Genomic DNA, 21,892 nt, shown 5'->3' with positions numbered 1-21,892 from the left:
CCCGGAACCCCACCCGTCCGGGCAGGGCCTCACCACCACGCGTGGCGGACCGTCAGCCGTCCCAGTCCCATGGTCCCGGAGACGCGGATCCTCGGCCCGCCTGGGCGGGGGCGCCGCCGGGCCCGGTGAAGCGGCTGCCTCCACCCGGCGCGCAGGTCCTCCAGGTCGACGACCGCGTCGCGGGGCACCGTGATCGTGGCCCCGCCCGTGCCGAGGTGCACCTCGATGTCGACCACCGGATGCTCGATGACCGCCCGGGACAGGTCCAGGTGCACCCGCGCGAGCGGGGACTCGATCCTGAGGGTCCGGGGGACCCGCCACGCGCCGCGCCGCCGGATCCGCCCGCCGGCCGCGGTGATCGTGGACGTGGTGCCCGCGTCCTGTCCCGGGAGCGGGTCCAGGGCCGACGCGAGCTCGCCGCGCGTCGTGGCGGTGAGCACCCGGTGGAGGCGTCCGTCCAGCTCCTCGTACGGGATGTGCCCCTCGGCGTACGCCTCCCGCACGCGCCGCACGGCCGCCTCGCGGTCGTCGTCGCCGGCCCGCCGGTGGTCCGGCCCGCCGGGCCGGGCGCTCACCGGGCCTTCACCGTCCCCTGCGGCCGTAGGCGCGGAGCGACAGCGGGACGAACACCACCAGCAGCGCGGCCGACCAGAGCAGGACGGTGGCCACCGGATGGGCGAGCGGCCAGACCGGGTCCCCGGACGGCGCCCCGGGGTTGCCGAACAGCTCCCGGGAGGCGGCGGTGAGCGCGCTCACCGGGTTCCAGTCGGCCAGGAACCGCAGCCACCCCGGCATGCCGTCGGTCGGGACGAACGAGTTGGACACCATCGTGAACGGCAGGAACAGCGGCACCAGCTGGGCGACGACCTGCTCGTTCCGCACCGCCAGGCCCACGTAGACGCCCACCCAGCTCAGCGCGTACCGCAGCACCATCATCAGCAGGAACGCCTGGAGCGTGGGGACGAGGCCGAGGTGCGGCCGCCAGCCCACCAGCAGGCCCGCCCCCACCATGACGGCCATCAGCGGCAGGCCGACCAGGGAGTCGGCGCCGGTCTGCCCGAACGGCACCGCCAGGCGCGCCATCGGCATGGAGCGGAACCGGTCCATCACCCCCAGGGAGGCGTCGGCGGCCACCCGCGTCATGACCCCCATCAGCGCCGAGAAGGTCACCATCGAGAACAACCCGGGCATGAGGTACTCGCGGTAGTCGCCGCCGCCCGGCACCTGGATCGCGCTGCCGAAGACGTAGCCGAACAGCACCACCATGATGGCCGGGAAGACCAGCGCGGCGACGAGCTCCCCGGGGTCCTGCCGCAGCCGTCCCAGCTCGCGGCCGACCAGGGTCAGCCCGTCGGTGACCGCCCAGCGCAGGCGGCGGGACACGGGGGCGAGGGTCGTCATCGGACGGTCTCCGTGGGGTCGGTGAGGCGCAGGAACACCTCGTCGAGGGTGGGACGGCGCAGGCTCACGTCGGCCGCGGCGACCCCGGCGCGGTCGAGCTCGCGCACGACGCCGGCGAGCCGCAGGCCGCCGCCGGGCAGGGCGACGCTGAGCCGGTCGGTGCCCGTCACCGCGGGGTCGGTGCCGGCCAGGGAGTTCAGCACGGCCGCCGCCGAGGACAGCGCGGCGGGGTCCTCGACCACCACGTCGAGGCGGTCCCCGATCGTGGCCTTCAGCTCGTCGGGGGTGCCCGTGGCGATCACCCGCCCCTGGTCGACGACGGCGATGTCGTCGGCCAGCCGGTCGGCCTCGTCCAGGTACTGCGTGGTGAGCAGCACCGTGGTGCCGTCCGCCACCAGCGCGCGGACGCTGTCCCAGATCTCGCCGCGGCTGCGCGGGTCCAGGCCGGTGGTCGGCTCGTCCAGGAAGAGCACCCGGGGGCGCTGGATGAGGCAGGTGATCAGGTCGAGGCGGCGCCGCATGCCGCCGGAGTAGCCGGCGACCTGCCGATCGGCGGCGTCCGCCAGGCCGAAGCGTTCGAGCAGCTCGTCGGCCCGCGCGTGCGCCTCGCGCCGGGACAGGTGGCACAGGCGCCCGAACATGCGCAGGTTGCCGCGGCCGGTGAGCTTCTCGTCCACGGCGGCGTACTGGCCCGCGAGCCCGATCCTGGCCCGCACCTCGCCGGCGTCGCGGACGACGTCGTATCCGGCGATGCGGGCGTGCCCGGCATCGGGGTCGGACAGGGTCGCCAGGATGCGCACCGCGGTCGTCTTGCCCGCGCCGTTCGGCCCGAGCACGCCGCAGATCGTTCCCGCCGGGACGCTGAGATCCAGGCCCCGTAACGCGCGGGTCTCGCCGAAGGACTTGTGCAGCCCCTCGGCGAGCACGATCGGATCCGTCATGAACCCTCCACTGGGTACGTTGTACGCGGTTACGGCGGCCAGATTAGATTACTGGGTACCATGTACGCAAGTAGGGGGTGGAGCGGTGACCGACACCGAGTACGTGAACATCTGGATGCGGCCCGAGCGCCCGGCCCGCGGGCCGCGACCGGCCTACAGCCGCGCGCAGATCACCGAGGCGGCGATCCGGCCCCCCGACGCCGAAGGGCTGGAGGCCGCCACCATGCGGCGGATCGCCGCCGAGATCGGCGCGGGCGCCATGTCCCTCTACCGCTACGTCCCCAGCCGCGACGACCTCATCGAGCTCGTGGCCGACCGGCTGATGGGCGAGATCGACGTCACGGGCCTGCCGTCGGGTGACTGGCGCGCCGACCTGACGCGCTACGCCGACGGCATGCGGGCGATGTGGCTGCGCCACCCGTGGATCGCCACCGTGCACCGGTCGCTGCCCGGCTACGGCCCCAACCAGCTGCTCCTGATCGAACGGGTGATGGGGGTCCTCGACGCCCACGTCTCCATCGACGAGAACCTCGGCCTGCTCGCCATCCTCAACGGCTACGTCGAGGGCGCCGTCCGCGAGGAGGTCAGCCAGGCCCAGGAGGTCCGCCGCAGCGGGCTCAGCGAGTCGGAGTGGACGGCGCGGAGCCTGCCGCGCATCCGGCAGGTGCTGGAGAGCGGGGACTACCCCATCTTCACCAAGATCGCGATGGAGGCGCGCCAGCCGCGCCTCGGCCGCGACGACCGGTTCCGGTACGGGCTGGAGCGCGTCCTCGACTGCATCGCCGCCGCCCTCCCGCCGACGAACCGACCCGCGACGGCCGGCCCCGCGGCGACGGCGCACCGGGGAGGGCGACAGGACCGCGACGACCGGCCGCGGGAGGCCGGGACGTCCCGGTCACGCGCCGGGGCGTGACCGGACAACCGGCCCGCGGCGAGCCACAACGACCGGTTGTGCACGCCTAAGGTGAGCCGGTGGACACCGAGGCATTGCGATCGTTCGTCCGGGCGGCCGAGCTCGGGCAGTTGCGGCATGCGGCCGACGAGCTGGGCGTGACGCAGCAGGCCGTCTCCAAGCGGATCGCCGCCCTGGAGCGCGAGCTGGGGGTCCGCCTGTTCACCCGTACCGCCCGGGGGGTCGAGCCGACGCCCGACGGACAGGCGTTCCTGCCGCACGCGCGGAGCATCGTCGCGGGTGTCGAACGCGCCGTCGCCGCGGTCCGGCCGGGCTCCCGGGCCCTGCGGATCGACGTCCTCGGCCTGCGGAGCGCGCAGGCCGTCGTCCTGCACGACTACTGGCGGTCGCGTCCCGGAACCGACCTCGACGTGGTGACCCTCCGGGTCGACGACCCGCGCGTGGCGGCCGCGGCCGTCGAGGCGGGCGACGTCGACGCCTCGTTCCGCACCGTCGTCGCCCCGGGCGCGGCACGGCCCGGCCTGCGGACGATCCGCGCGTTCGACTCCCCGCTGGAGCTGCTCGTCGGCCCCGCGCATCCGCTCGCCTCCGCGCGGGAACTGACGCCCGCGCAGCTGCGCAGGCACCGGATATGGGTTCCGGGCATCGCCCCCCGGAGCGAGTGGGCGGAGTTCTACGACCAGCTCGCCACCGCGTTCGACCTGCGCATCGACGCGGCGGGCCCGCACTTCGGGGACGAGGTGCTCCTGGACGTCCTCGCGGGCTCGGCGGACGTGGCGACCCTCGTCGGGGCACGCGACCGGTACGTCTGGCCGGCCGGGCACGACCTGCGCCGCATCCCCGTCGTGAACCCGGTCCTCGCCTACCCGCTCTCCCTCATCCTCCCCGGGACGAACCCGCATCCGGGGCTCCGGGGAGTCCTCGCCCACCTCGAAGGCCTGCCCAGGCTCCCGGGGACGGTCTGGCTCCCGTCCTGGGCGACGACACCACGCTGACGGCGGCACGCGGTGACGGCGCCACGGTGACGGCGGCACGCTGACGGCGACACACGGTGACGACGCCACGGTGACGGCGGCACGCTGACGGCGACACACGGTGACGACGCCACGGTGAACGCCACGCTGACGACGCCACGGTGACGGCGGCACCGCACCCGCTCCCGGACGCCTCCCCGGCCGGTGCTCCCCGGCCTGAGGCCACCGCGTTCCGCCGCGACGGGCCCCCGGTTCGTGCCGGTGGCGGGTGCTTCTGCCGGTACGTTCCCGCCGAGGGGACGTCGGACCAGGTCAGCGGACCGCGAGGGCGGCCGGGGAGAGGCAGGCGGGTACAGGCGGCGTCCAGCCCGCGGTCATCCCGTTCTCCTACGCTCGGCGGAGCGATCGCGGGGGGAGACATCGCCGTCGCGTGCCCAGTTCGGAACCGGTCTCGCAGGAAAGGAACACCGATGTCCGCGACCGTGCAGAAATCGCGACCCGGCGTGGTCCGATGCCGGGCGGAGACGAGCCGTGGCGTTCCCGGCCGCTCCCGCACCACCCCGGCCGGGCCCTTCCGGTCGGTGGCCGCGTTCGCCACGCAGGGGGTCAGCTCGCTCGGGCTGAGCGTGGCCGGCATGGTCTTCGCCGACCGGTCGCACCTCGGCCTGCCCCGTTTCACGTACACCGTCTGCTCCGACGGGGGCGAGGATCTGCTCACCGACCTCTCCATGCACATGGAGGTCGAACACGGCCTGGAGGCCCTGAGCGGCGCCGATCTGATCATCGTGCTGCCCACCGAGGGCAGGCCGCTGACCCTGCGCCGGTCCGTCGTCGACGCGCTCAACGACGCCCACCGCCGGGGAGCGATCATCGCCGCCTACTCCACGGGAACGTTCCTGCTGGCCGAGACCGGGCTGCTCGACGGCCGCCGGGCCGTCACCGACCGGCGCCTGGCCGACCGGCTCGCGAAGAGCCGTCCCGGGGTCGTCGTGGACCCCGAGGCCCTGTACGCCGACGAGGGGTCCGTCGTGACCGGCGCCGGCGCGGCCGTGGGCATCGACGTCTTCCTGCACCTGCTGCACCGCGAACACGGCGTGGCCGTGTCCGACGCCGTGGCCAGGGAGGCGATGGCGGCACCGCGCCGCGAGAGCGGGCAGGTGCGCTACGCCCCCACCCCGGCCGACGGCACCGGGGTCCGGGCCGTGTCCGGCGGCGCTCCCCTGGCCGAGGTCCTGCTGTGGGCCAGGAGCCGGCTCCAGCAGCCGATGTCGATCGGCGATCTGGCCGGGCACGCGCTGATGAGCCCGCGCACCTTCGCCCGCCGCTTCCGGGAGGCCACCGGCACCACGCCCTACGCCTGGCTGCGCGAGCAGCGGCTCGACCGGGCCGAAGAGCTCCTGAAGACCACCGACCTGCCGATCCGCACGATCGCCGAGCAGGCGGGGTTCCGCTCCGAGGGCCTTTTCCGCGGCCACTTCACCAGACGGCACGGGGTCCCTCCCCGCGACTACCGGCGTGCCTTCGGCCACACCCCCTGAGACGGGGGACGCCCTCGCCGCGGCCCGCCGGCGAGGGCGTGAGGGTCAGGGCCGTCCGGGCGCTCGCGGGACGAGCAGCCTGCGGTTGAACGCCTCGGTGACGGCCGCGGCGCGGTCGTTCACGCCGAGCTTGGCGTAGATGTTCAGCAGGTGACTCTTGACCGTGGCCTCGGTGATGAACAGCCGGGCGGCCACCTCGCGGTTGGTGTTCCCGGCCGCCACGAGTTCGAGGACCTCCAGCTCCCGCCCGCTGAGCAGCTGCGGCGCGGGCGTCCTGACCCGGTTCATCAGCCGTGCCGCCACCGAGGGGGACAGCACGCTCTCACCCCTGGCGGCGGCGCGCGCGGCGCGCAGCAGGTCCTGCCGGGGGGAGTCCTTGAGCAGGTAGCCGGTCGCGCCCGCCTCGATGGCCGGGAGCACGTGGGTGTCGGTGTCGTAGGTCGTCAGGACCAGCACGCGCGCGCCGATCCCGAGCCTTGCGAGCTCGGTGATGGCGGTCAGCCCGTCCATGCCCGGCATGCGCAGGTCCATCAGGATCACGTCGGGCCGCAGCTCCCGGGCCAGCCGTACGGCCGTGGCGCCGTCCGCGGCCTCGCCCAGCACCTCGAACCCGGGCGCGGAGGCGAACATGCTGCTCAGCCCGTCCCTGACGATGGGATGGTCGTCCGCGATCAGCAGCCGGATCGGGGGCTCGGCCGGGTGGTCGGCCGCGTGGTCGGTCATGTGCGGCTCCCGGCCGGCAGAAAGGGGTCGGTCATGTGCGGCTCCCGGCCGGCAGAAAGGGGTCGGTCATGTGCGGCTCCCGGCCGGCAGGAAGGGGTCGGTCATGTATGGCTCCCGGCCGCCAGGAAGGGGAGGCGGGCCGAGATCCCGGTGCCGGCGCCGGGCTCGGACTCGATCCGCAGGCTCCCGGAGAGCCCTTCGATGCGCTGGCGCATGATGGTCAGGCCGAACCCGCCGTCGCGGGACGGCGGGTTCGGCCCGCGGTCCGCGGCCGTTCCGGCTTCGAGACCCACGAGGTCGAAACCCCTGCCGTCGTCACGTACGTCCAGCGCCACCTCGTGTTCCAGGTAGGACAGCGTCACCCCGGCCCTGGTCGCGTGCGCGTGCCTGGCCACGTTGGCCAGGGCCTCCTGTGCCGTGCGCAGCAGCGCGAACTCGGCCTCCGGCGCCATCGGCCGTACCGTGCCGGTCGTCGTCACCTGGACGGCGATCCCGTGCAGCTTCGACCACCGGTCGGCCACGTCGGCGAGCGCGTCGCTCAGGCGTGAGGTCTCCAGCGGCTCGGGCCGCAGCGCGTCGACCGAGCGCCGCGCCTCGGCCAGGCTCTCCCTGGCCAGGGTCTTGACGGCTCCGAAGGGCCGGCGCCACTGTTCCGGGACCTCGTGCATCTGCTCGGCCGCCTGGAGCTGCGCGATGATCCCGGTGAGCCCCTGGGCCAGGGTGTCGTGGATCTCGCGGGCCATCCGCTGGCGCTCGTCGAGTATCCCCGCCTCCCGGGCCTGGGCGAGCAGCTGGGCGTGCAGGCCGGCGTTCTCGGCGAGCGTCGCCTCCAGCAGCCGGTTCGTCCGGCTCAGCTCGGCGAGGGCCTGCTCGCGCCGCTCCTCCTCCCGCTCGGCGAGCCGGAGCACCCAGGCGGTGCCGCCCATGAGGACGACGTTGGCGACGACAATGGCCGCCGACAGCACCAGGCCGGACGCTGTCGCCCTGTCCACGCTGGAGGCCTGCGCGGCGCCGGCCACGACCGCCGTGGCGGCCACGCCCAGGAGCCGCCACGGCCAGCGCAGGACGGTGAAGGCGTAGATGTAGGGCACCGGGGTGAGCAGCCCGAAGGCGGGGTCGCGCACCACCAGGATCGCGGTGATCACCAGGATCCCGGTGAAGAACACCGCCATGAGCCGGGGCCGTTCCCACCGGTCGGGACGCAGGGTGAACATGCCGAGCATCCACGCCGCGGCCAGCCCGCACAGGCCGAGGTCGACGAGCGGTGAGTCACCCGCCCCGATCTCCCTGACCGTCTTGAGGACGGCGAGAGCGGCCAGCAGCGTGTAGGGCACCGCGGTGACGAGGAGGAACGGTGGCCGTGTCCCCGCCGGGCACCGGTCCTCCGGCCACCTCTGCCTGCTCACGATCTTCCTCCTTCGTGCCGAGTCTATTGCGGGGAAACCTGCGGATCTATTCCCAGCGGAACCAGCGGACCGCGACGAGCGCGCACCCGGCCGCGTAGGCCGCCAGCGTCAGGAGGGGGACGGCCGAGGGGAAGTGGCCCAGGTAGGCGTCCTGGAAGGCCTGCATGCCGGCGCCGAGCGGGGTGTAGTGGCTGATGGTCTGCAGCAGCGGCGGCATCTGCGTGATCGGCACCCAGAGCCCGGCGAAGAACATCATCGGGAAGAACAGCGCCGTGCCGGTCGCCGAGGCCGCGTTGCGTCCGGGCACCAGCGCGGTGACCAGCAGGCCGATGGCGAGCAGTGCGGCGGCCCCGAGCAGCCAGGCGACGGTGAAGCCGAGCAGGTGCCGCGGCAGTTGCACGCCGAAGCCGAACCCGGCCACCGCGAGGAACAGGAGCATCGCGACGAGCGCGATGGCGAAGTTGGCCACGAGCTGGGCGGCGAGCAGGCGGACCGGGCCGACCGGCGTGGTCCGCATGCGGCGCAGCACGCCGTTCTCCCGGTACCCCGCGAGCGTGGTCGGCAGGGCGGTCATGGCCAGGATGGCCAGGTTGAACAGGATCAGGACGGGGACGTAGAGGTCGAAGATCGTCAGTCCGCCGGCGGCCTCCTGGCGTTCCCGCAGGGCGGGAATGCTGCCGAGGATGATCAGCACGAGCAGCGGGCAGCCGACGCCCCAGATGGGGCCGACCTTGTCGCGGAGGCAGAGCCTGCTCTCGGCCTTGATGAGCTTCCACGTTATGGAACCGCGCTTGGCGGTGACGGGGGCCGTGGCGGTGGTCAGAGCTGACATGGGGGGTTTCCTCTCGGTGGTCTTCGTCAGGCGGGTTCGGTGGAGGTCGAGCCGGTGCGGTGCGGGCCGGTGCGGTCCGGGCCGGGTGGGGCGGTCCGGGTCGACCCGGGTCGGGTCAGGTCAGGTCGGTCCGGGTGGGGCGGTCCGGGGAGATCGGTCCGGGGAGGTCAGGCGGTGGTGTCGAGACGTCTGCCGGTCAGCTCGACGAACGCGTCCTCCAGGCTCGCCTGCTCGACGCGCAGCCGTTCGGCCACGATCTGGTTGCGGGCCAGCACGGCGGTGACGGCGTTGAGCGCGTTGTCGTTGCCGTTGACGACGACGAACTCCCCCCGGCGGGTGACGCGGGAGACCTCGGGCAGGTCCGCCAGCAGGCGCTCGTCCATCGGCCTGGAGGGACAGAACTGGATGCGCTGCTCGATGCGGGCCCGTTCGGTGAGGCCGGCCGGGGTGTCCACCGCGACGACGCGGCCCGCGTCGATCAGCGCCAGCCGGTCGCACAGACGCTCGGCCTCCTCCATGAAGTGGGTGACCAGCACGATCGTCACCCCGCGGGAGCGCACGCCCTCGATCAGGTCCCAGGTGTCGCGCCGCGCCTGCGGGTCGAGGCCGGTGGTGAGCTCGTCGAGGATCGCCACCCGGGGGTTGCCGACGAGGGCCAGCGCGATCGACAGCCGCTGCTTCTGGCCGCCGGACAGCTTGGCGTACCCGGTCTTCGCCTTGTCGGCCAGGCCGAGTCCGTGCATCAGCGCGCGCCAGTCGGCCGGCTCGGGATAGAAGGAGCTGTACAGCTCCAGGGTCTCGGCGACCTGAAGCCGGTCGGGGAGCTGACCTGCCTGCAGCTGGACGCCCAGACGCCGGGTCAGCTCGGCGCGGTCCCGGTGGGGGTCGAGCCCGAGCACCCTGATCTCGCCCCGGTCCGGCGTACGGAGGCCCTCGATGCACTCCACGGTCGTCGTCTTGCCGGCGCCGTTCGGGCCGAGGATCCCGAAGATCTCACCCTCCTGCACGGTGAGCGAGACGTCATCGACCGCGATCTTGTCGTCGTAGCGCTTGTGGAGGTTGCGTACCTCGATCACTGGCGGCATGCGGTGTCCTTCCGGGTTCGTCTCAGCGGGGGATCGACTGCCTTCAGCCTGCTGGAGCGGCCCCTTTTCCGGCACCGGCCAGGGGACGGGACCTGGCCGCCGAACGGTGGGGACGCCGAGTCAGCCGATCGGTTGACTCGGCGCCCGGACGGGGGAACGCGGGAGGGCGGGGGTGACGCGGCAGGGCGGGGGGCCGGCCGCTCCGCGAGGGCGTCGCGGGTGAGGGGCCTTCCCGGAGTCCGGACGGCGATCCGCCGATCGGACGGCCGCCCGAGGTTCGCGCGGGCACGGGCGGGAAATCCTCACGGAGGTGACGGCCGAACCGGCGAGGACCACCGGATGCCCGCCCCTCGGGATCCAGGCGTCCATTTATATTGACAGTCATCGAATCAATGGGACAGGCTGACGATATTTAGACATTCTTCTAAACAATCGGGAAGCCGCCGGAGCACGGCACGAGGAGCGTCAGATGTCCGAGGGACACCCCACCGCACCCCAGGAGGAGGCCCTGCGCCTGATCTCGGAGCACGAGCCGATCGGCTGCGCCGGTGACCTCGGGTGAGCTCCACCGCCGGAACCGCCTTCGTCCCTAGGAACGGCGGCCGATGGCGCCCGGCCCAGGGGTGGCGCATCGTCGCCGCCCTGGCCGTGACGCAGACCACCGGTTACGGCGTGCTGTACTACTCCTTCTCGGTCTTCCTCATTCCCATGGCGGCCGACCTGCACGCCGACGGTCCTCAGATCACGGCCGCGCTGACCGGCTCGATCCTGATCGCCGCGCTGTGCGCCCCGCTGGTCGGCCGCCTGCTCGACGCCCACGGCGGCCGGGGCCTGATGACCGCCGGGTCGGTCGTCGGCACGCTCGCCGTCCTGGCCTGGTCACGGGTCGAGACCCTGCCCCAGCTGTACGCGGTCTTCGCCGCGATCGGCGTCGCGTGCGCGATGGTGCTCTACGAGAGCGCGTTCGCCGTCATCGTCGGCTGGTCCGACGCCCCCGCCCGCGGTGACGACCCCGGTCCCGCTCACGACTCCCCCGCCGACGACCCCGACCGCGGTCACGGGCACGGCCCCGGCCCCGTCCGCGGTGACGGTCACGGCCGGGCCAACGCCCTGCTCGCGCTCACCGTCGTCGCCGGGTTCGCTTCCACGATCTTCCTTCCGCTGAGCGGGCGGCTGGTCGACGCCCACGGCTGGCGCACCGCCCTGGTGGTCCTGGCCGTCGTCTACGGGGCGGCGGCGATCCCGTTGCACGCGCTCGTCGTGCGCCGCCCCGCCCGCACCGGACGTCGGCCGGTCACGACCCGCGAGCGGGCCCGGGTCGTCAGGGCCGCCACCCGAGGGCGGCCGTTCCGGCTTCTGGTGATCGCCTTCACCGCCAACGGCGGCGCGGCGGCGGTGATGTCGGTCCTGCTCATCACCTACCTCGTCCACCTGGGCCACTCCCCCGTCCTGGCCGCCACCCTGGCCGGGCTGCTGGGGGTGCTGTCGGTTACCGGCCGCCTGCTCACCACCGGCCTGCAGCGCCGCCTGCCCGCCCTCATCGCCGCCGCGATCTTCACCCTGCAGGGCGTCGCCGCCGCGCTGCTCCCGCTGGCCGGGCGCACGGTACCGGGCGCCGTCGGCTGCGTGCTCGGCTTCGGGCTCGGCTTCGGCATCGCCTCCGTCACCCTGCCGCACCTGCTGCTGCAGCGGTACGGGACGAGCGCCTACGCCTCACTGTCGGGCCGCGTCGCCGCCTTCTCCGTCGCCGACAAGGCCCTGGCCCCGCTGGGCGCGATCACGCTGGCCCAGGCGGCCGGGTACACGTGGGTGATGGCGGCCGTCGCGGTGGCCTGCGCCGTCGCCGCGCTCGCACTGGTCGCCTACCACCGCGCATGAGCGGAGCCGCCCGGCCCGGGTCAGCGGGTGTCGAGGCCGGCGATCAGGTTCTCGACCCGGGCGCGGATCTCGTCGCGGATGGCGCGGACGGCGTCGATGTCCCGGCCGGAGGGGTCGTCGAGGCTCCAGTCCTCGTACCTCGTACCGGGGAAGTACGGGCAGGTGTCGCCGCAGCCCATGGTGATCACCACGTCGGAGTCCTGGACGGCCTCGACGGTGAGGACCTTGGGGTGTCCGGTGGTGATGTCGACGCCGACCTCGGCCATCGCGGCCACCGCGACCGGGTTGATCTGGTCGGCGGGCTCGGATCCGGCCGAGCGGACCTCGATCCGCTCCCCCGCCAGGTGGGTGAGCCAGCCGGCGGCCATCTGGGAGCGGCCGGCGTTGTGCACGCAGACGAACAGCACGCTGGGCTTGTCAGGCATGAAGCGATCCCTCAGAGGTGGTGGGGGTGGGGGTGAACAGGCGGCGTGCCCAGAGGCTGACGTAGACCAGGGCGACCAGGACGGGCACTTCGATGAGCGGGCCGACCACCCCGGCCAGGGCCTGGCCGGAGGTGACGCCGAAGACGCCGATCGCGACCGCGATGGCCAGCTCGAAGTTGTTGCCGGCCGCGGTGAAGGCCAGCGTGGTGGTGCGCTCGTACGTCAGGCCGATCGCCCGGCCTGCTAGGAACGAACCGCCCCACATGAGGGCGAAGTAGGCCAGCAGCGGCAGCGCGATCCGGGCCACGTCCCCGGGCCGGGAGGTGATGGTCTCCCCCTGCAGGGCGAACAGGACGACGATGGTGAACAGCAGGCCGTACAGGGCGACGGGTCCGATCCTGGGCAGGAAACGGGTCTCGTACCACTCACGGCCCCGGGCGCGTTCGCCCAGCCGGCGCGACAGGTAGCCCGCCGCCAGCGGGACGCCGAGGAAGATCAGCACGTATCGGGCGATGTCCCAGGCCGAGACCCGCAGTTCGGCGCCCTCGCCCAGGCCCAACCAGCCGGGCAGGACCTGAAGGTAGAACCAGCCCAGCGCGGCGAAGGCGACGACCTGGAAGATCGAGTTGATGGCGACCAGGACGGCCGCGGCCTCGCGGTCGCCGCAGGCCAGGTCGTTCCAGATCAGCACCATGGCGATGCAGCGGGCCAGGCCGACGATGATCAGGCCGGTGCGGTACTCGGGCAGGTCGGGCAGCAGCAGCCAGGCCAGCGCGAACATCAGCGCCGGGCCCAGCACCCAGTTGAGCACCAGTGAGGCGAACAGCAGGCGCCGGTCGCCGGTGACGGTGCCCAGGCGGTCGTAGCGGACCTTGGCCAGCACCGGGTACATCATCAAAAGCAGGCCCAGCGCGATCGGCAGCGAGATCCCACCGACCCTGACCGCCTCCAGCGCGGAGTTCAGGCCGGGCACCAGGCGGCCGAGCAGCAGCCCGGCGGCCATCGCCAGCCCGATCCACACCGGCAGGAACCGGTCCAGGGTGGACAGGGCAGCGACCACGCCGCCCTTCGCCGTGGGGACGGGGGCGGTGGTGCGAGGGGGTGAGGACATCGCGCTTCCTTCGTGGTCCGCGCTCAGGCCGAGGCGGGAACGTCGATTCGTGGTCCGCGCTCAGGCCGAGGCGGGAACGTCGATCAGGGCCGACAGGTCGGCCAGGGTCTCGGGGACCAGGCGGTAGTACACCCACGAGGCCCGGCGTTCGGAGACCAGCAGCCCGACCTCCTTGAGGACCTTCAGATGGTGGCTGATGGTCGGCTGCGACAGCTCGAAGGCGCCGGTCAGGTCGCACACGCACACCTCGCCGCCGGCGTGGCTGGCCACGATCGACACGATGCGCAGCCGTACCGGATCTCCCAGCGCCTTGAACACGCGCGCCACCGCGGCGCTCCGCTCGGCGCTGAGCGGCTCGCGCGTCAGCGGAGGGCTGCACCCCGACAGCTCCAGCGGCTCCATCGGACATCCTCCATATAGACGCTAATCGAAGTCGACCACTGTCTATATTGACACACGTCTATCAGGCCGAGATACGGCGGGGCCGTCCTTCGTTCCACGCCCACGCCACCGGCTTCACCGTGCGGGGGCGGGGTCCAGCGGGGCGTAGCGCAGGTGCGGGCGTCCGTCCGGCGACAGGCTCACCGTCGCGCGGACGCGGTAGACGCGTTCCATCCACCGTTCGGTCAGCACCTGCGCAGGAGGGCCGGAGGCGACCAGGCGCCCGGCCTCCATCAGGAGCAGGTGGTCGCAGTACTGGGCCGCGAGGTTCAGGTCGTGCAGCGAGGCGACGACGGTGGCCGGCGCGTCGGCCAGCATCCGCAGCAGGTCGAGCTGATGGTGGATGTCGAGGTGGTTGGTGGGCTCGTCCAGCAGGAGCTCGGTGGGGTCCTGGGCCAGGGCGCGGGCGATGGTGACGCGCCGGCGCTCCCCGCCGGACAGCGTCGACCACCGGCGCTCCCCCCAGCCCTCCAGGCCGCACCGGGCCAGGGCCTTCTCGGTCTCCAGCACGTCGCGCGGATCGTCGCGGCCCACCATGGCGAGTCCCCTCCGGTGCGGGACGCGGCCCAGCATCACGACGTCGGTCACGGTCATGTCGATGTCGGTGGACGTCTCCTGGGCGACCACGGCCAGCCGGCGGGCGACCTCGCGCCGCGGCAGCTCGCCGATGCGGTGCCCGTCCAGCAGGATCGTTCCCGTCCGCGGGCGGAGCAGGCCGGCCAGCAGCCGCAGCAGGGTCGACTTCCCGCTGCCGTTGGGTCCCAGCAGCCCGGTGAGACGGCCCCGGGGGATGGAGACCGTGATCCCGTCGATGATGGGCGCGCCGCCGGCGCTCCAGGTGACGTCGTGGGCGTCCAGGCTCATCTGGGGGTGCTCCTTCGGCGCATGAGGACCGCGAAGGCGGGCACACCGATCAGCGCGGTGAGCACGCCGACGGGGATCTCCCGCGGGGTGAACAGGACCCGCGCGGCGGTGTCGGCCCACAGCAGGAAGACCCCTCCGTACAGGGCGCAGGCCGGCAGCAGCAGGCGGTGGCGGGAGCCGGTCAGGAAGCGGACGGCGTGCGGTACGACCAGGCCCACGAACCCGATGGCCCCGCTCGCGGACACCAGTGCCGACGTGCCGAGAGCGGTGACGACCATCAGCGTGACCTGCGTCCTGACCGGGGAGACGCCCAGGGAGGCCGCGGTCTCGCGTCCGAAGGCGAAGGCGTCCAGGGCGGGCGCGGCGGCCCAGCAGACGGCCAGGGTGACACCGGCGGCGGCCGCGCACAGGGCGACACCGCTCCAGGACGCCGAGGCCAGCGAGCCCAGCAGCCAGAACGTCACGCTGCGGGTGCCGTGCGCGTCACCGGCCCAGATGACGATCAGGCTGGTCACCGCGCTGAACAGCTGTGACACCGCGACCCCGGCGAGCACGACGCGGACGGCGCTCGCCGACCCCGTACCGGCCAGCGCCAGGACGCAGCAGAAGGCCGCGACGCTTCCCGCGAAGGCTCCGGTGGTCAGGGTGGCGGCGGATCCGAGGCCGAGGATCAGGACCGCGACGGCCCCGGTGGAGGCGCCGGAGGAGATGCCCAGCAGGTAGGGGTCGGCCAGCGGATTGCGCGTCAGCGCCTGCAGGACCGCCCCGCACACGGCCAGGCCGCCACCGACCAGTACCGCCAGCAGGACGCGCGGCAGGCGCAGCTCCCAGACGATCGCGTCCTGCAGCGGGGGGAGCGGCACCACCGGCAGGCCCAGGTGCGCCGCGAAACTCCGCAGCACCTCCCCCACCGACAGGCCCGCCGCGCCGACGGCCACCGCGAACGCCACGGACAGCACGAGCACCGCCAGGCCGGCGCCGCCCAGCGAGATCGCGCCCGGCCACCGCCTGCCGGGGGTCGCGGCGCCGGGGGCCTCCGGATCGGCGGGTTTCGTGGTGCGCGGTGGTGCGTGGGAGGTCATCGCCGGGCGAAGACGACGTAGTCATCCAGATACTGCCAGACGGTGCCCACCTCGGTGAAACCGGCGTTCCGCAGGGCCGCGAGGTGGAACTCCAGGGACGCCGGGGGCTGCGGCGGGCGGTCGGCGAAACGCCGCTCGCGCTCGGGCATCAGGGAGGCGAGGTCCGGATGGCGGGCGGCCAGGTCCCACCACCGTTCCCAGGTCTCGGCGCCGCCGGTGAACGCCTCCCGCTGCACGGCGGCGTCGTGCTCGGCCGACAGCCGCCGCAGGGCCGGCCGGTCGTCACCGAACCGCAGGTGGTCGGCGTTGAGCAGCACGGCTCCGGGAGGCAGCAGCCGCGCCAGCTCGGTGTAGACGGCCAGCAGCTGCCCGGGAGACAGCCAGTGCAGTGCCGTGGAGCTGAGCACGGCGTCGAAGGTCCGCTCCTCCGGCAGGGCCGACGGCCAGTCCGCGCTCACCAGGTCGGTCTCGACCACGGTGGCGCGGTCGTCGTGCCGCGCGAGGACCGACCGGGCGATCCGCGCCAGGACCGGGTCGAAATCGGCGGCCACCGCACGCGCGCCCGGGAAGCGGCGCAGCACCAGGTCGGCGATCGAGCCCGGCCCGCAGGCCAGGTCGAGCACGGTGAGGTCGGCGGGACAGTGCAGGTCGAGCACGTCGAGCATCACCTGGAAGCGGTTCTGCCGGTGTGCCACGTACGCGGCCTGCTGCCGCTCCCACCGGGAGAACAGGTCGTCGAGGGTGGGCGCGGTGAGGGGAACGGTCATCGGGAACTCCTGGGAAGGCCGGGTGTGGACGGGCGTGGACGGGCGTGGATCGGGCGGGCGCCCTGCGGTGGGTCAGCCGTCGAGGTCCCGCAGTCCCCTGCCGACCTGCTCCACGGCGCTGACGCTCCTGATCGAGGGGTCCATGGACGAGCCGGGGACGACGATGAAGCGGTCGTTCCTGACGGCGGTGAGCTTGGAGGCGACGGGGTCGGAGCGCAGGAACGCCTTCTTGGCCTCGGCGCTGTCACCGTCGCCGCCGCGGGTGAGGTCGGCCAGCACGATCACGTCGGGGTCGCGTTCGGCGATCGTCTCCCAGTCGCCCTCCGCCCACTGCTGGGTGATGTCGGAGAACGCGTTCCCGGCGCCGAGGAACGTGCCGATGGTGTCGGGGAGCCCTCCGCGACCGGCGATGGCCGGGGTCTTGGTGCCGGAGTAGTACCACATCAGCTTCACCTTCCCGGCGGTGCCGGCCGCGGTCCTGGCGGTTTCGAGGCGCCGGCGCAGGTCGTCCACCACTTTCCGGCCGCGCTCCTCGACATCGAAGATCTTCGCGATGTCGCCGATCTCGGCGAAGACGGCGTCGAACGACACCGCGGCGGGGATCAGCGCGCGGTCCTCGCAGTCGTTGGAGGACAGGTAGGCCGGTACGCCGAGCGCGGCCAGGTCCTTGCGCGTACCGCCGGCGTCGGGGGCGTAGGCCGAGGCGCGCATCGAGTAGACGAAGTCGGGGGTGGCGGCCAGCAGGGCCTCGCGGCCCGGGTACTGGGCGGACAGGACGGGGACCTTGTCGTAGTCGCTCCTGAGCTCGTCGAGCACCGGGTCCGTCCGGTAGGCCGTACCGGCCATCCGGTCCGCGAGGCCCAGCGTGAGCATGATCTCCGTCGCGTTCTGCTCCATGGAGACCGCGCGGCGCGGCGGCGCGGTGACGCGGAGGGGCAGGCCGCAGCTGGTCAGCTCCGTGGCGGCGCGCGCGGCGCTCGTGCCGCTCGTGCCGCTCGCCGGGGCTCCGGTGGTGCCGGAGGACGCTCCCCCCGCGCTGCCGCAGGCGGTGAGAACCGCGACCAGGCACACGACCATCCCGATGGGAATGATTTTCATATCCGCGGACTATACAGGAGGAAAATGTACAGAAGCGACGAACCTGTACATACCTCTCTCGTCGGCCCGGACCTCGCAACGCGACCGCCCCACCGGCCGGGACCGCGCCCGGCCGGACACGCCCGGCCGCGCGCGGTCACGCCGTCACCGTGTCGTCACTGTGCCGTCACCGTGTCGTCACGGGGCCGGGACGCGGCTCATCTCGGGGTGATCAGGCCGCGCTGGTAGGCGCGGACGAGGGGGCGGGGGACCAGTAGTTGCCGTCCCTCGATGGTGATGGGGACCAGGTCGGGGGCGGTGGCCTTCCACTGGGAGCGGCGGTGGCGGGTGTTGCTGCGGGAGGTCTTGCGTTTGGGGACGGCCATGGTTCACCAGCTCGCCTTCGTGATGCCGGGCAGTTCGCCGCGGTGGGCCATCTCGCGGAAGCGGATGCGTGACAGGCCGAACTTGGTCAGGTGGCCGCGGGGGCGGCCGTCGACGGTGTCGCGGTTGCGCACCCGGGTGGCGGAGGCGTCGCGTGGCTGGCGGGCCAGGGCCCGTACGGCCTGCTCGCGCTGTTGGGGGGTGCCGGTGCGGATGAGTTCCTTGAGCTCGGTGCGGCGTGCGGCGTGGCGGGCCACGACGGTCTTGCGGCGCTCGTTGGCGGCGATCTTGCTCTTCTTGGCCATCAGACCTTTCCTCCCCGGGCGCGGATGCGGGCCACGGCGGCCTCGATGCCGATCTTGTCGATGGTCTTGACCGCCCTGGCGCTGAGGGTGAGCCGTACGAAGCGGTTCTCGGTGGGCAGCCAGTAGCGGTGGTGCTGGATGTTGGGGTTCCAGCGGCGGCGGGTGCGCCGGTGGGAGTGGGAGACGTTGTTGCCGAAGACCGGTGCGGTGCCGGTCAGCTGGCAGTGGGCCGACATCAGTTCCTCCCGTAGCGCTGTTTGAAGCGCTCGACGCGGCCGGCGGTGTCCAGCACGCGGCTGCGGCCGGTGTAGAAGGGGTGGCTGGCCGAGGAGACGTCGACGTCGACGACGGGGTAGGTGTTGCCGTCCTCCCATTCGATGGTCTTGGTGCTGGTCATGGTGGATCGGGTCAGGAACGCGACGTTCGCGCCGGGGTCGCGGAAGACCACGGGGTGGTAGTCGGGGTGCAGGCCCTTCTTCACGGGGTCATCGCTCCTCTCGGAAGAGCACGTGCCTGCGCAGGGTCGGGTCGTACTTGCGCAGGGTGAGGCGGTCGGGGTCGTTGCGCCGGTTCTTGCGGGTCACGTAGGTGTAGCCGGTGCCCTCGATGGATCTGAGTTTGATCACGGGGCGGAGCTCGTTTCTGGCCATGGCGTTCCTCTCTGGCGGCTGAGACATGCAATGATAACGGGAACGATTTTCATTTCGCACATCGGAGCCCGGTGCCGCGAGACCGGGCACGAGACCGTGCCCACCCTCGGAAGGAGACCCGTGTCCACCCCCGTCGTCCTCGTCGCCGGCCTGCACGCGCCCGCCCGCACCGCCACCGTCGACCGGCTGCTGCACGACCATCCCGGCGCCGTCGCCGTCCACCACGACCTGCGCTCGGTGGCCGGCGGCCGCGTCGAGCGCCTCGTCCGCGACCGCTCCGGCGTCCTGGACCTGTCCGACGTCCGCCTCGCGCACGGCTGCGTCACCTGCACCGTCCGCGAGGACCTGCTCCCCGAGCTCGTCCGGCGCGCCCCGGCCGCCTCCCTGCTGGTCGTGGACCTGTGGGACTCGGTCGAGCCCCGGCCGGTGGCCGAGGCCATCGACTGCGACGAGGCCCGCGACATCCTGCGCCTGACCGCCGTGCTCACCGCGCTGGACGCCGAGCACATGCCGGTCGACATCACCCGCGGCGACCGCCTGGCCGAGACCGGCCAGATCGCCGCCCACGGCGACGAACGCCACCTCGCCGAGGTACTGGCCCGCCAGATCGAGTACGCCACCGGCCTGGTCCTGCACGGCGGCGACACCGAGGACCCCGAGGACGACGAGCTGACCCGCGCCGTGCTCGGCCACCTCGCGCCCGTCACCCCGGTCTTCGACGTCGGCGCACCTCCCGCCGTGACCGGCGCCGCCCTGTGCACCGTCACGCTGGCCGAGCGCGTCGACCCGGCCACCGCCCAGCTGCCCGTCGACGCCCGTACCGACGAGATCACCACCGTGGTCTGGCACCGGCTGCGCCCGCTGCACCCCGAGCGCCTGTTCGACGCCGTCGACGAGCTGGTCACCGAGTCGGTCCGCTCCCGCGGCCGGTTCTGGCTGGCCACCCGCCACGAGCGCCTGCTGGCGTGGGACGCGGTGGCCGGTGTCGTCTCGGTCGAGGACGCCGGGCCGTGGCTGGCCGCCCTTCCCGAGGCCGCCTGGGAGATGGTCTCCCCCGCCCGCCGCAGCGCCGCCGCACTGGACTGGAACGACATCACCGGCGACCGGGTGCAGCACCTGGTCTTCACCGGCCCCGACCTCGACCGCGAGCGCCTGCACGCCCTGCTCGACTCCTGCCTGCTCACCCAGGAGGAGATCCTGGCCGGCTCCGACGTCTGGGCCGGCTACGACGACCCGTTCGCCCACCTCCTCGACCTGAAGGAGATCGCATGAAGACCCACCGCACGCCCCGTAAGAAGAGCAACCCGCTGCGCGGGGCGACCTACGTCGACTACAAGGACACCGACCTGCTGCGCAGGTTCATCTCCGACCGCGGCAAGATCCGCAGCCGCCGCGTCACCGGCGTCACCGTCCAGCAGCAACGACAACTCGCCCGGGCCGTCAAGAACGCCCGGGAGATGGCCCTGCTGCCCTACGCCACCCGCCCCCGCGGCTGACACCGCCCTCCGCTCCCCGCCACCGGCCGCGCGCGAGGGCGGACCCGGCGCACCTTCCCGAGGCTCCACCGCCCGGCGGCCGGTCACGGACTCGCGCTCCCGGCGGCCTTGCCGGAGACAGTCGACACCTGTTATCTATTTAACAGGTGTCGCCATGGGAGGGCCGCGATGAGCGTTCGATATCGACCCCGCACGATCGGCTTTCACGGCGTCGAGCCGGTCGGCGGCGGGTGGGCGGTGAAGATGTACGGCATCGCCGCGCACGCCGAGGCCCCGCGTACCGCCCTGCTGACCGCCACCGCGAAGATCGCGGCCTCGGCGCTGCCGCGGCGGGCGCACGGCGGCGGACGGCACGGCGTCGGCTTCGCCATCGCGCACGACGCGGCCGACCTCTGCTTCGCGCTGATCGACTGGTGGTCCGGCGACAACGAGCTGCATCAGCGACTGTTCTCGTCACCGCTGGATCGGCCCTCGGAGCTGCGCCCCCATCCGGGCCGGGCCATCGGGTGCGTCTGGGAGCTGGAGGCCACCGACTTCGAGCGGCGGGCCTGGCTGCGACACGTGCTGGCCAACCCGGAGGGACCGGATCTGGACGCCTACATGGCGGGCCACTTCGAAGGAAGGATCTGAGCGATGGGGATGACACCGGAGAGGCTGGCCGGATTCGGCGCGGCGTGGAGGAGGAAGGACCTCGACCTGCTCATGGACTTCATGACGGACGACTGCGTCTTCGTGGCCTCCGTCGGTGCCGAGCCCGGAACCACCTTCCGCGGGCGGGAGGAGGTACGGCGCGGCTTCGCGCTGATGCTCGCCTACGACGAGGGATACGAGTCACGGGGCGGCGAGGCGTTCGTCGCCGGTGACCGCGGCGCCTCGAAGTGGTCCTACACGCGTACGGACGAGGACGGACGGGTGCACGAGGTGCACGGCTGCGACCTCTTCGAGTTCGACGGTGGCCGCATCCGGGTGAAGGACGCCTACCGCAGGGTGCGCGGGGACATCGGCGATGCTGCCACCGGCCACTCCTGAGGAGGTCACCGGCCTGCCCGACGCCGTCGCGCTGATCCACCGTTTCACCAACACCGACGACCGGCGCACCTTCGTCGTCCACGGCCGGCGCCTCGAGGCGAACGACCGCCTGGCCACACCCGCCGACCTGGAATGCTGGTTGCGCGAGCACGACCTGCCGGATCCGGGCGGTGCGGCCGACCACACCCACCTCGCCCGTGCCCGCGACCTGCGCGCGGCCCTTCGCCGGGCCCTCGGCGAGCGGGGCGAGGTCCTGCTCGACCTCCCGGTGCGGGTCAGGCTGACCGCGCGCGGCGCCGAGCCGGTGGCCCTCGGCGACCCGGTGACCGTCGCGCTCGGCCGGATCGTCGCGGCGGCGGTCACCGCCACGGCGGACGGCACCTGGCGGCGGCTCGGCATCTGCCCGGCCCCCGACTGCCAGTGGGTCTTCTACGACCGGTCCCGTCCCGGCCGGGCCCGGTGGTGCTCACCGCACCTGTGCGGCAACCGCATGAAGACGCAGGCCTACCGCCGCCGGACCCCGGAGGAGACCTGACCCGGGCCCGCCCGCGGCGCTCATGATCGGGTCGT

General features: G+C 73.1%; 28 protein-coding genes. 9 read left to right on the top strand and 19 right to left on the bottom strand.

The window, feature by feature from the left end:
* Positions 1-29 precede the first annotated feature (29 nt).
* Genes ACZ6RT_RS22780 through ACZ6RT_RS22770 form a run of 3 tightly spaced genes read right to left on the bottom strand, consistent with a single transcriptional unit; the run spans position 30 to position 2,342 of the window.
* Entirely contained in the window at positions 30-575 is a 546-nt protein-coding gene (locus ACZ6RT_RS22780; protein WP_470155903.1) for a DUF1707 SHOCT-like domain-containing protein, read from the bottom strand.
* Between the two features lie 7 nt (positions 576-582).
* Positions 583-1,401, bottom strand: coding sequence for an ABC transporter permease (locus tag ACZ6RT_RS22775; protein WP_470155901.1), 819 nt, complete (start codon positions 1,399-1,401; stop codon positions 583-585).
* On the bottom strand, positions 1,398-2,342 hold the full coding sequence (locus ACZ6RT_RS22770) for an ATP-binding cassette domain-containing protein (protein ID WP_470155899.1): 945 nt from the start codon (positions 2,340-2,342) through the stop codon (positions 1,398-1,400). The genes ACZ6RT_RS22775 and ACZ6RT_RS22770 overlap by 4 nt, the downstream gene beginning before the upstream one ends.
* A gap of 85 nt (positions 2,343-2,427) precedes the next feature.
* Here ACZ6RT_RS22770 and ACZ6RT_RS22765 point away from each other — a divergent pair, with 85 nt between their 5' ends.
* The 3 genes from ACZ6RT_RS22765 to ACZ6RT_RS22755 all read left to right on the top strand — a co-directional run bounded on the left by ACZ6RT_RS22765 (position 2,428) and on the right by ACZ6RT_RS22755 (position 5,767).
* Positions 2,428-3,255, top strand: coding sequence for a TetR/AcrR family transcriptional regulator (locus tag ACZ6RT_RS22765; RefSeq protein WP_470155898.1), 828 nt, complete (start codon positions 2,428-2,430; stop codon positions 3,253-3,255).
* A 59-nt stretch (positions 3,256-3,314) separates the two neighbouring features.
* The gene (locus ACZ6RT_RS22760; protein ID WP_470155896.1) at positions 3,315-4,250 is read left to right on the top strand and encodes a LysR family transcriptional regulator; all 936 of its coding nucleotides are present in this window, start codon (positions 3,315-3,317) and stop codon (positions 4,248-4,250) included.
* A 449-nt stretch (positions 4,251-4,699) separates the two neighbouring features.
* Positions 4,700-5,767 carry a GlxA family transcriptional regulator gene (locus tag ACZ6RT_RS22755; protein ID WP_470155894.1) on the top strand — a complete coding sequence of 356 codons (1,068 nt, stop codon included), beginning with the start codon at positions 4,700-4,702 and terminating at the stop codon, positions 5,765-5,767.
* Between the two features lie 45 nt (positions 5,768-5,812).
* Here the strand turns inward: ACZ6RT_RS22755 and ACZ6RT_RS22750 are convergent, their stop codons facing one another.
* The 4 genes from ACZ6RT_RS22750 to ACZ6RT_RS22735 form a co-directional block, all read right to left on the bottom strand.
* On the bottom strand, positions 5,813-6,490 hold the full coding sequence (locus tag ACZ6RT_RS22750; protein WP_399191847.1) for a response regulator: 678 nt from the start codon (positions 6,488-6,490) through the stop codon (positions 5,813-5,815).
* Between the two features lie 101 nt (positions 6,491-6,591).
* Positions 6,592-7,896 (bottom strand): sensor histidine kinase, encoded by a 1,305-nt coding sequence (locus ACZ6RT_RS22745; protein WP_470155893.1) that lies wholly within the window; start codon positions 7,894-7,896, stop codon positions 6,592-6,594.
* 46 nt (positions 7,897-7,942) lie between these two features.
* Positions 7,943-8,728 (bottom strand): ABC transporter permease, encoded by a 786-nt coding sequence (locus ACZ6RT_RS22740; RefSeq protein WP_470155892.1) that lies wholly within the window; start codon positions 8,726-8,728, stop codon positions 7,943-7,945.
* Positions 8,729-8,895: 167 nt separating this feature from the next.
* A complete protein-coding gene (locus tag ACZ6RT_RS22735; protein WP_399191810.1) occupies positions 8,896-9,813 on the bottom strand; it encodes an ABC transporter ATP-binding protein in 918 nt (305 codons plus the stop codon).
* Positions 9,814-10,371: 558 nt separating this feature from the next.
* Between ACZ6RT_RS22735 and ACZ6RT_RS22730 the strand changes: the two genes are divergently transcribed.
* Positions 10,372-11,691, top strand: coding sequence for an MFS transporter (locus ACZ6RT_RS22730; protein WP_470155890.1), 1,320 nt, complete (start codon positions 10,372-10,374; stop codon positions 11,689-11,691).
* A gap of 20 nt (positions 11,692-11,711) precedes the next feature.
* On the opposite strand, the gene ACZ6RT_RS22725 is transcribed toward ACZ6RT_RS22730, so the two are convergent.
* The 12 genes from ACZ6RT_RS22725 to rpmG form a co-directional block, all read right to left on the bottom strand.
* On the bottom strand, positions 11,712-12,116 hold the full coding sequence (locus ACZ6RT_RS22725) for an arsenate reductase ArsC (protein ID WP_399191814.1): 405 nt from the start codon (positions 12,114-12,116) through the stop codon (positions 11,712-11,714).
* Positions 12,109-13,227, bottom strand: a complete 1,119-nt coding sequence (gene arsB, locus ACZ6RT_RS22720) for an ACR3 family arsenite efflux transporter (protein ID WP_470155888.1) — start codon at positions 13,225-13,227, stop codon at positions 12,109-12,111. The genes ACZ6RT_RS22725 and arsB overlap by 8 nt, the downstream gene beginning before the upstream one ends.
* 60 nt (positions 13,228-13,287) lie before the next feature.
* Positions 13,288-13,629, bottom strand: coding sequence for an ArsR/SmtB family transcription factor (locus ACZ6RT_RS22715; protein WP_470155886.1), 342 nt, complete (start codon positions 13,627-13,629; stop codon positions 13,288-13,290).
* Positions 13,630-13,743: 114 nt separating this feature from the next.
* Entirely contained in the window at positions 13,744-14,532 is a 789-nt protein-coding gene (locus ACZ6RT_RS22710) for an ABC transporter ATP-binding protein (RefSeq protein WP_399191820.1), read from the bottom strand.
* A complete protein-coding gene (locus tag ACZ6RT_RS22705) occupies positions 14,529-15,614 on the bottom strand; it encodes a FecCD family ABC transporter permease (RefSeq protein WP_399191822.1) in 1,086 nt (361 codons plus the stop codon). Before ACZ6RT_RS22705 ends, ACZ6RT_RS22710 begins: the two co-directional genes overlap by 4 nt.
* Complete coding sequence (locus ACZ6RT_RS22700; protein WP_470155883.1) at positions 15,611-16,381, bottom strand: class I SAM-dependent methyltransferase; 771 nt, start codon at positions 16,379-16,381, stop codon at positions 15,611-15,613. Before ACZ6RT_RS22700 ends, ACZ6RT_RS22705 begins: the two co-directional genes overlap by 4 nt.
* A 72-nt stretch (positions 16,382-16,453) precedes the next feature.
* Entirely contained in the window at positions 16,454-17,479 is a 1,026-nt protein-coding gene (locus tag ACZ6RT_RS22695) for an ABC transporter substrate-binding protein (protein WP_470155882.1), read from the bottom strand.
* 197 nt (positions 17,480-17,676) lie between these two features.
* Positions 17,677-17,844 (bottom strand): 50S ribosomal protein L32, encoded by a 168-nt coding sequence (rpmF, locus tag ACZ6RT_RS22690; RefSeq protein WP_470155880.1) that lies wholly within the window; start codon positions 17,842-17,844, stop codon positions 17,677-17,679.
* A gap of 3 nt (positions 17,845-17,847) precedes the next feature.
* Positions 17,848-18,147, bottom strand: a complete 300-nt coding sequence (rpsN, locus tag ACZ6RT_RS22685) for a 30S ribosomal protein S14 (RefSeq protein ID WP_470155878.1) — start codon at positions 18,145-18,147, stop codon at positions 17,848-17,850.
* Complete coding sequence (gene rpmB / locus ACZ6RT_RS22680) at positions 18,147-18,383, bottom strand: 50S ribosomal protein L28 (protein WP_470155876.1); 237 nt, start codon at positions 18,381-18,383, stop codon at positions 18,147-18,149. The genes rpsN and rpmB overlap by 1 nt, the downstream gene beginning before the upstream one ends.
* Positions 18,383-18,628, bottom strand: coding sequence for a type B 50S ribosomal protein L31 (locus tag ACZ6RT_RS22675; RefSeq protein WP_470155874.1), 246 nt, complete (start codon positions 18,626-18,628; stop codon positions 18,383-18,385). The genes rpmB and ACZ6RT_RS22675 overlap by 1 nt, the downstream gene beginning before the upstream one ends.
* Positions 18,629-18,632: 4 nt before the next feature.
* Entirely contained in the window at positions 18,633-18,797 is a 165-nt protein-coding gene (rpmG, locus tag ACZ6RT_RS22670) for a 50S ribosomal protein L33 (protein WP_470155872.1), read from the bottom strand.
* Positions 18,798-18,917: 120 nt separating this feature from the next.
* Between rpmG and ACZ6RT_RS22665 the strand changes: the two genes are divergently transcribed.
* From ACZ6RT_RS22665 to ACZ6RT_RS22645, 5 genes are all read left to right on the top strand, one after another.
* Positions 18,918-20,069 carry a CobW family GTP-binding protein gene (locus ACZ6RT_RS22665; protein ID WP_470155870.1) on the top strand — a complete coding sequence of 384 codons (1,152 nt, stop codon included), beginning with the start codon at positions 18,918-18,920 and terminating at the stop codon, positions 20,067-20,069.
* The gene (gene rpsR, locus ACZ6RT_RS22660; protein ID WP_470155868.1) at positions 20,066-20,293 is read left to right on the top strand and encodes a 30S ribosomal protein S18; all 228 of its coding nucleotides are present in this window, start codon (positions 20,066-20,068) and stop codon (positions 20,291-20,293) included. The genes ACZ6RT_RS22665 and rpsR overlap by 4 nt, the downstream gene beginning before the upstream one ends.
* Positions 20,294-20,461: 168 nt before the next feature.
* Positions 20,462-20,923 carry a hypothetical protein gene (locus tag ACZ6RT_RS22655; protein ID WP_470155867.1) on the top strand — a complete coding sequence of 154 codons (462 nt, stop codon included), beginning with the start codon at positions 20,462-20,464 and terminating at the stop codon, positions 20,921-20,923.
* 3 nt (positions 20,924-20,926) lie between these two features.
* Complete coding sequence (locus ACZ6RT_RS22650; RefSeq protein ID WP_470155865.1) at positions 20,927-21,322, top strand: nuclear transport factor 2 family protein; 396 nt, start codon at positions 20,927-20,929, stop codon at positions 21,320-21,322.
* Positions 21,300-21,857 carry a CGNR zinc finger domain-containing protein gene (locus ACZ6RT_RS22645; RefSeq protein WP_470155864.1) on the top strand — a complete coding sequence of 186 codons (558 nt, stop codon included), beginning with the start codon at positions 21,300-21,302 and terminating at the stop codon, positions 21,855-21,857. The genes ACZ6RT_RS22650 and ACZ6RT_RS22645 overlap by 23 nt, the downstream gene beginning before the upstream one ends.
* Positions 21,858-21,892: the final 35 nt, after the last annotated feature.

This window comes from Streptosporangium sp. NPDC050148 (assembly GCF_055586505.1).
Note: the sequence above shows the minus strand (reverse complement) of the source record. Positions and strands in the feature narration are given on the sequence as shown.

What these genes read in the sequence shown, in the direction of transcription:
- rpsN (WP_470155878.1), bottom strand. Translation starts at nt 18,147, where the DNA reads ATGGCCAAGAAGAGCAAGATCGCCGCCAACGAGCGCCGCAAGACCGTC.
- arsB (WP_470155888.1), bottom strand. Translation starts at nt 13,227, where the DNA reads ATGTCCTCACCCCCTCGCACCACCGCCCCCGTCCCCACGGCGAAGGGC.
- rpsR (WP_470155868.1), top strand. Translation starts at nt 20,066, where the DNA reads ATGAAGACCCACCGCACGCCCCGTAAGAAGAGCAACCCGCTGCGCGGG.
- ACZ6RT_RS22645 (WP_470155864.1), top strand. Translation starts at nt 21,300, where the DNA reads ATGCTGCCACCGGCCACTCCTGAGGAGGTCACCGGCCTGCCCGACGCC.
- ACZ6RT_RS22650 (WP_470155865.1), top strand. Translation starts at nt 20,927, where the DNA reads ATGGGGATGACACCGGAGAGGCTGGCCGGATTCGGCGCGGCGTGGAGG.
- ACZ6RT_RS22700 (WP_470155883.1), bottom strand. Translation starts at nt 16,381, where the DNA reads ATGACCGTTCCCCTCACCGCGCCCACCCTCGACGACCTGTTCTCCCGG.
- ACZ6RT_RS22715 (WP_470155886.1), bottom strand. Translation starts at nt 13,629, where the DNA reads ATGGAGCCGCTGGAGCTGTCGGGGTGCAGCCCTCCGCTGACGCGCGAG.
- rpmB (WP_470155876.1), bottom strand. Translation starts at nt 18,383, where the DNA reads ATGTCGGCCCACTGCCAGCTGACCGGCACCGCACCGGTCTTCGGCAAC.
- ACZ6RT_RS22705 (WP_399191822.1), bottom strand. Translation starts at nt 15,614, where the DNA reads ATGACCTCCCACGCACCACCGCGCACCACGAAACCCGCCGATCCGGAG.
- rpmF (WP_470155880.1), bottom strand. Translation starts at nt 17,844, where the DNA reads ATGGCCGTCCCCAAACGCAAGACCTCCCGCAGCAACACCCGCCACCGC.
- ACZ6RT_RS22725 (WP_399191814.1), bottom strand. Translation starts at nt 12,116, where the DNA reads ATGCCTGACAAGCCCAGCGTGCTGTTCGTCTGCGTGCACAACGCCGGC.
- ACZ6RT_RS22755 (WP_470155894.1), top strand. Translation starts at nt 4,700, where the DNA reads ATGTCCGCGACCGTGCAGAAATCGCGACCCGGCGTGGTCCGATGCCGG.
- ACZ6RT_RS22695 (WP_470155882.1), bottom strand. Translation starts at nt 17,479, where the DNA reads ATGAAAATCATTCCCATCGGGATGGTCGTGTGCCTGGTCGCGGTTCTC.
- ACZ6RT_RS22710 (WP_399191820.1), bottom strand. Translation starts at nt 14,532, where the DNA reads ATGAGCCTGGACGCCCACGACGTCACCTGGAGCGCCGGCGGCGCGCCC.
- ACZ6RT_RS22655 (WP_470155867.1), top strand. Translation starts at nt 20,462, where the DNA reads ATGAGCGTTCGATATCGACCCCGCACGATCGGCTTTCACGGCGTCGAG.
- rpmG (WP_470155872.1), bottom strand. Translation starts at nt 18,797, where the DNA reads ATGGCCAGAAACGAGCTCCGCCCCGTGATCAAACTCAGATCCATCGAG.
- ACZ6RT_RS22750 (WP_399191847.1), bottom strand. Translation starts at nt 6,490, where the DNA reads ATGACCGACCACGCGGCCGACCACCCGGCCGAGCCCCCGATCCGGCTG.
- ACZ6RT_RS22770 (WP_470155899.1), bottom strand. Translation starts at nt 2,342, where the DNA reads ATGACGGATCCGATCGTGCTCGCCGAGGGGCTGCACAAGTCCTTCGGC.
- ACZ6RT_RS22740 (WP_470155892.1), bottom strand. Translation starts at nt 8,728, where the DNA reads ATGTCAGCTCTGACCACCGCCACGGCCCCCGTCACCGCCAAGCGCGGT.
- ACZ6RT_RS22735 (WP_399191810.1), bottom strand. Translation starts at nt 9,813, where the DNA reads ATGCCGCCAGTGATCGAGGTACGCAACCTCCACAAGCGCTACGACGAC.
- ACZ6RT_RS22775 (WP_470155901.1), bottom strand. Translation starts at nt 1,401, where the DNA reads ATGACGACCCTCGCCCCCGTGTCCCGCCGCCTGCGCTGGGCGGTCACC.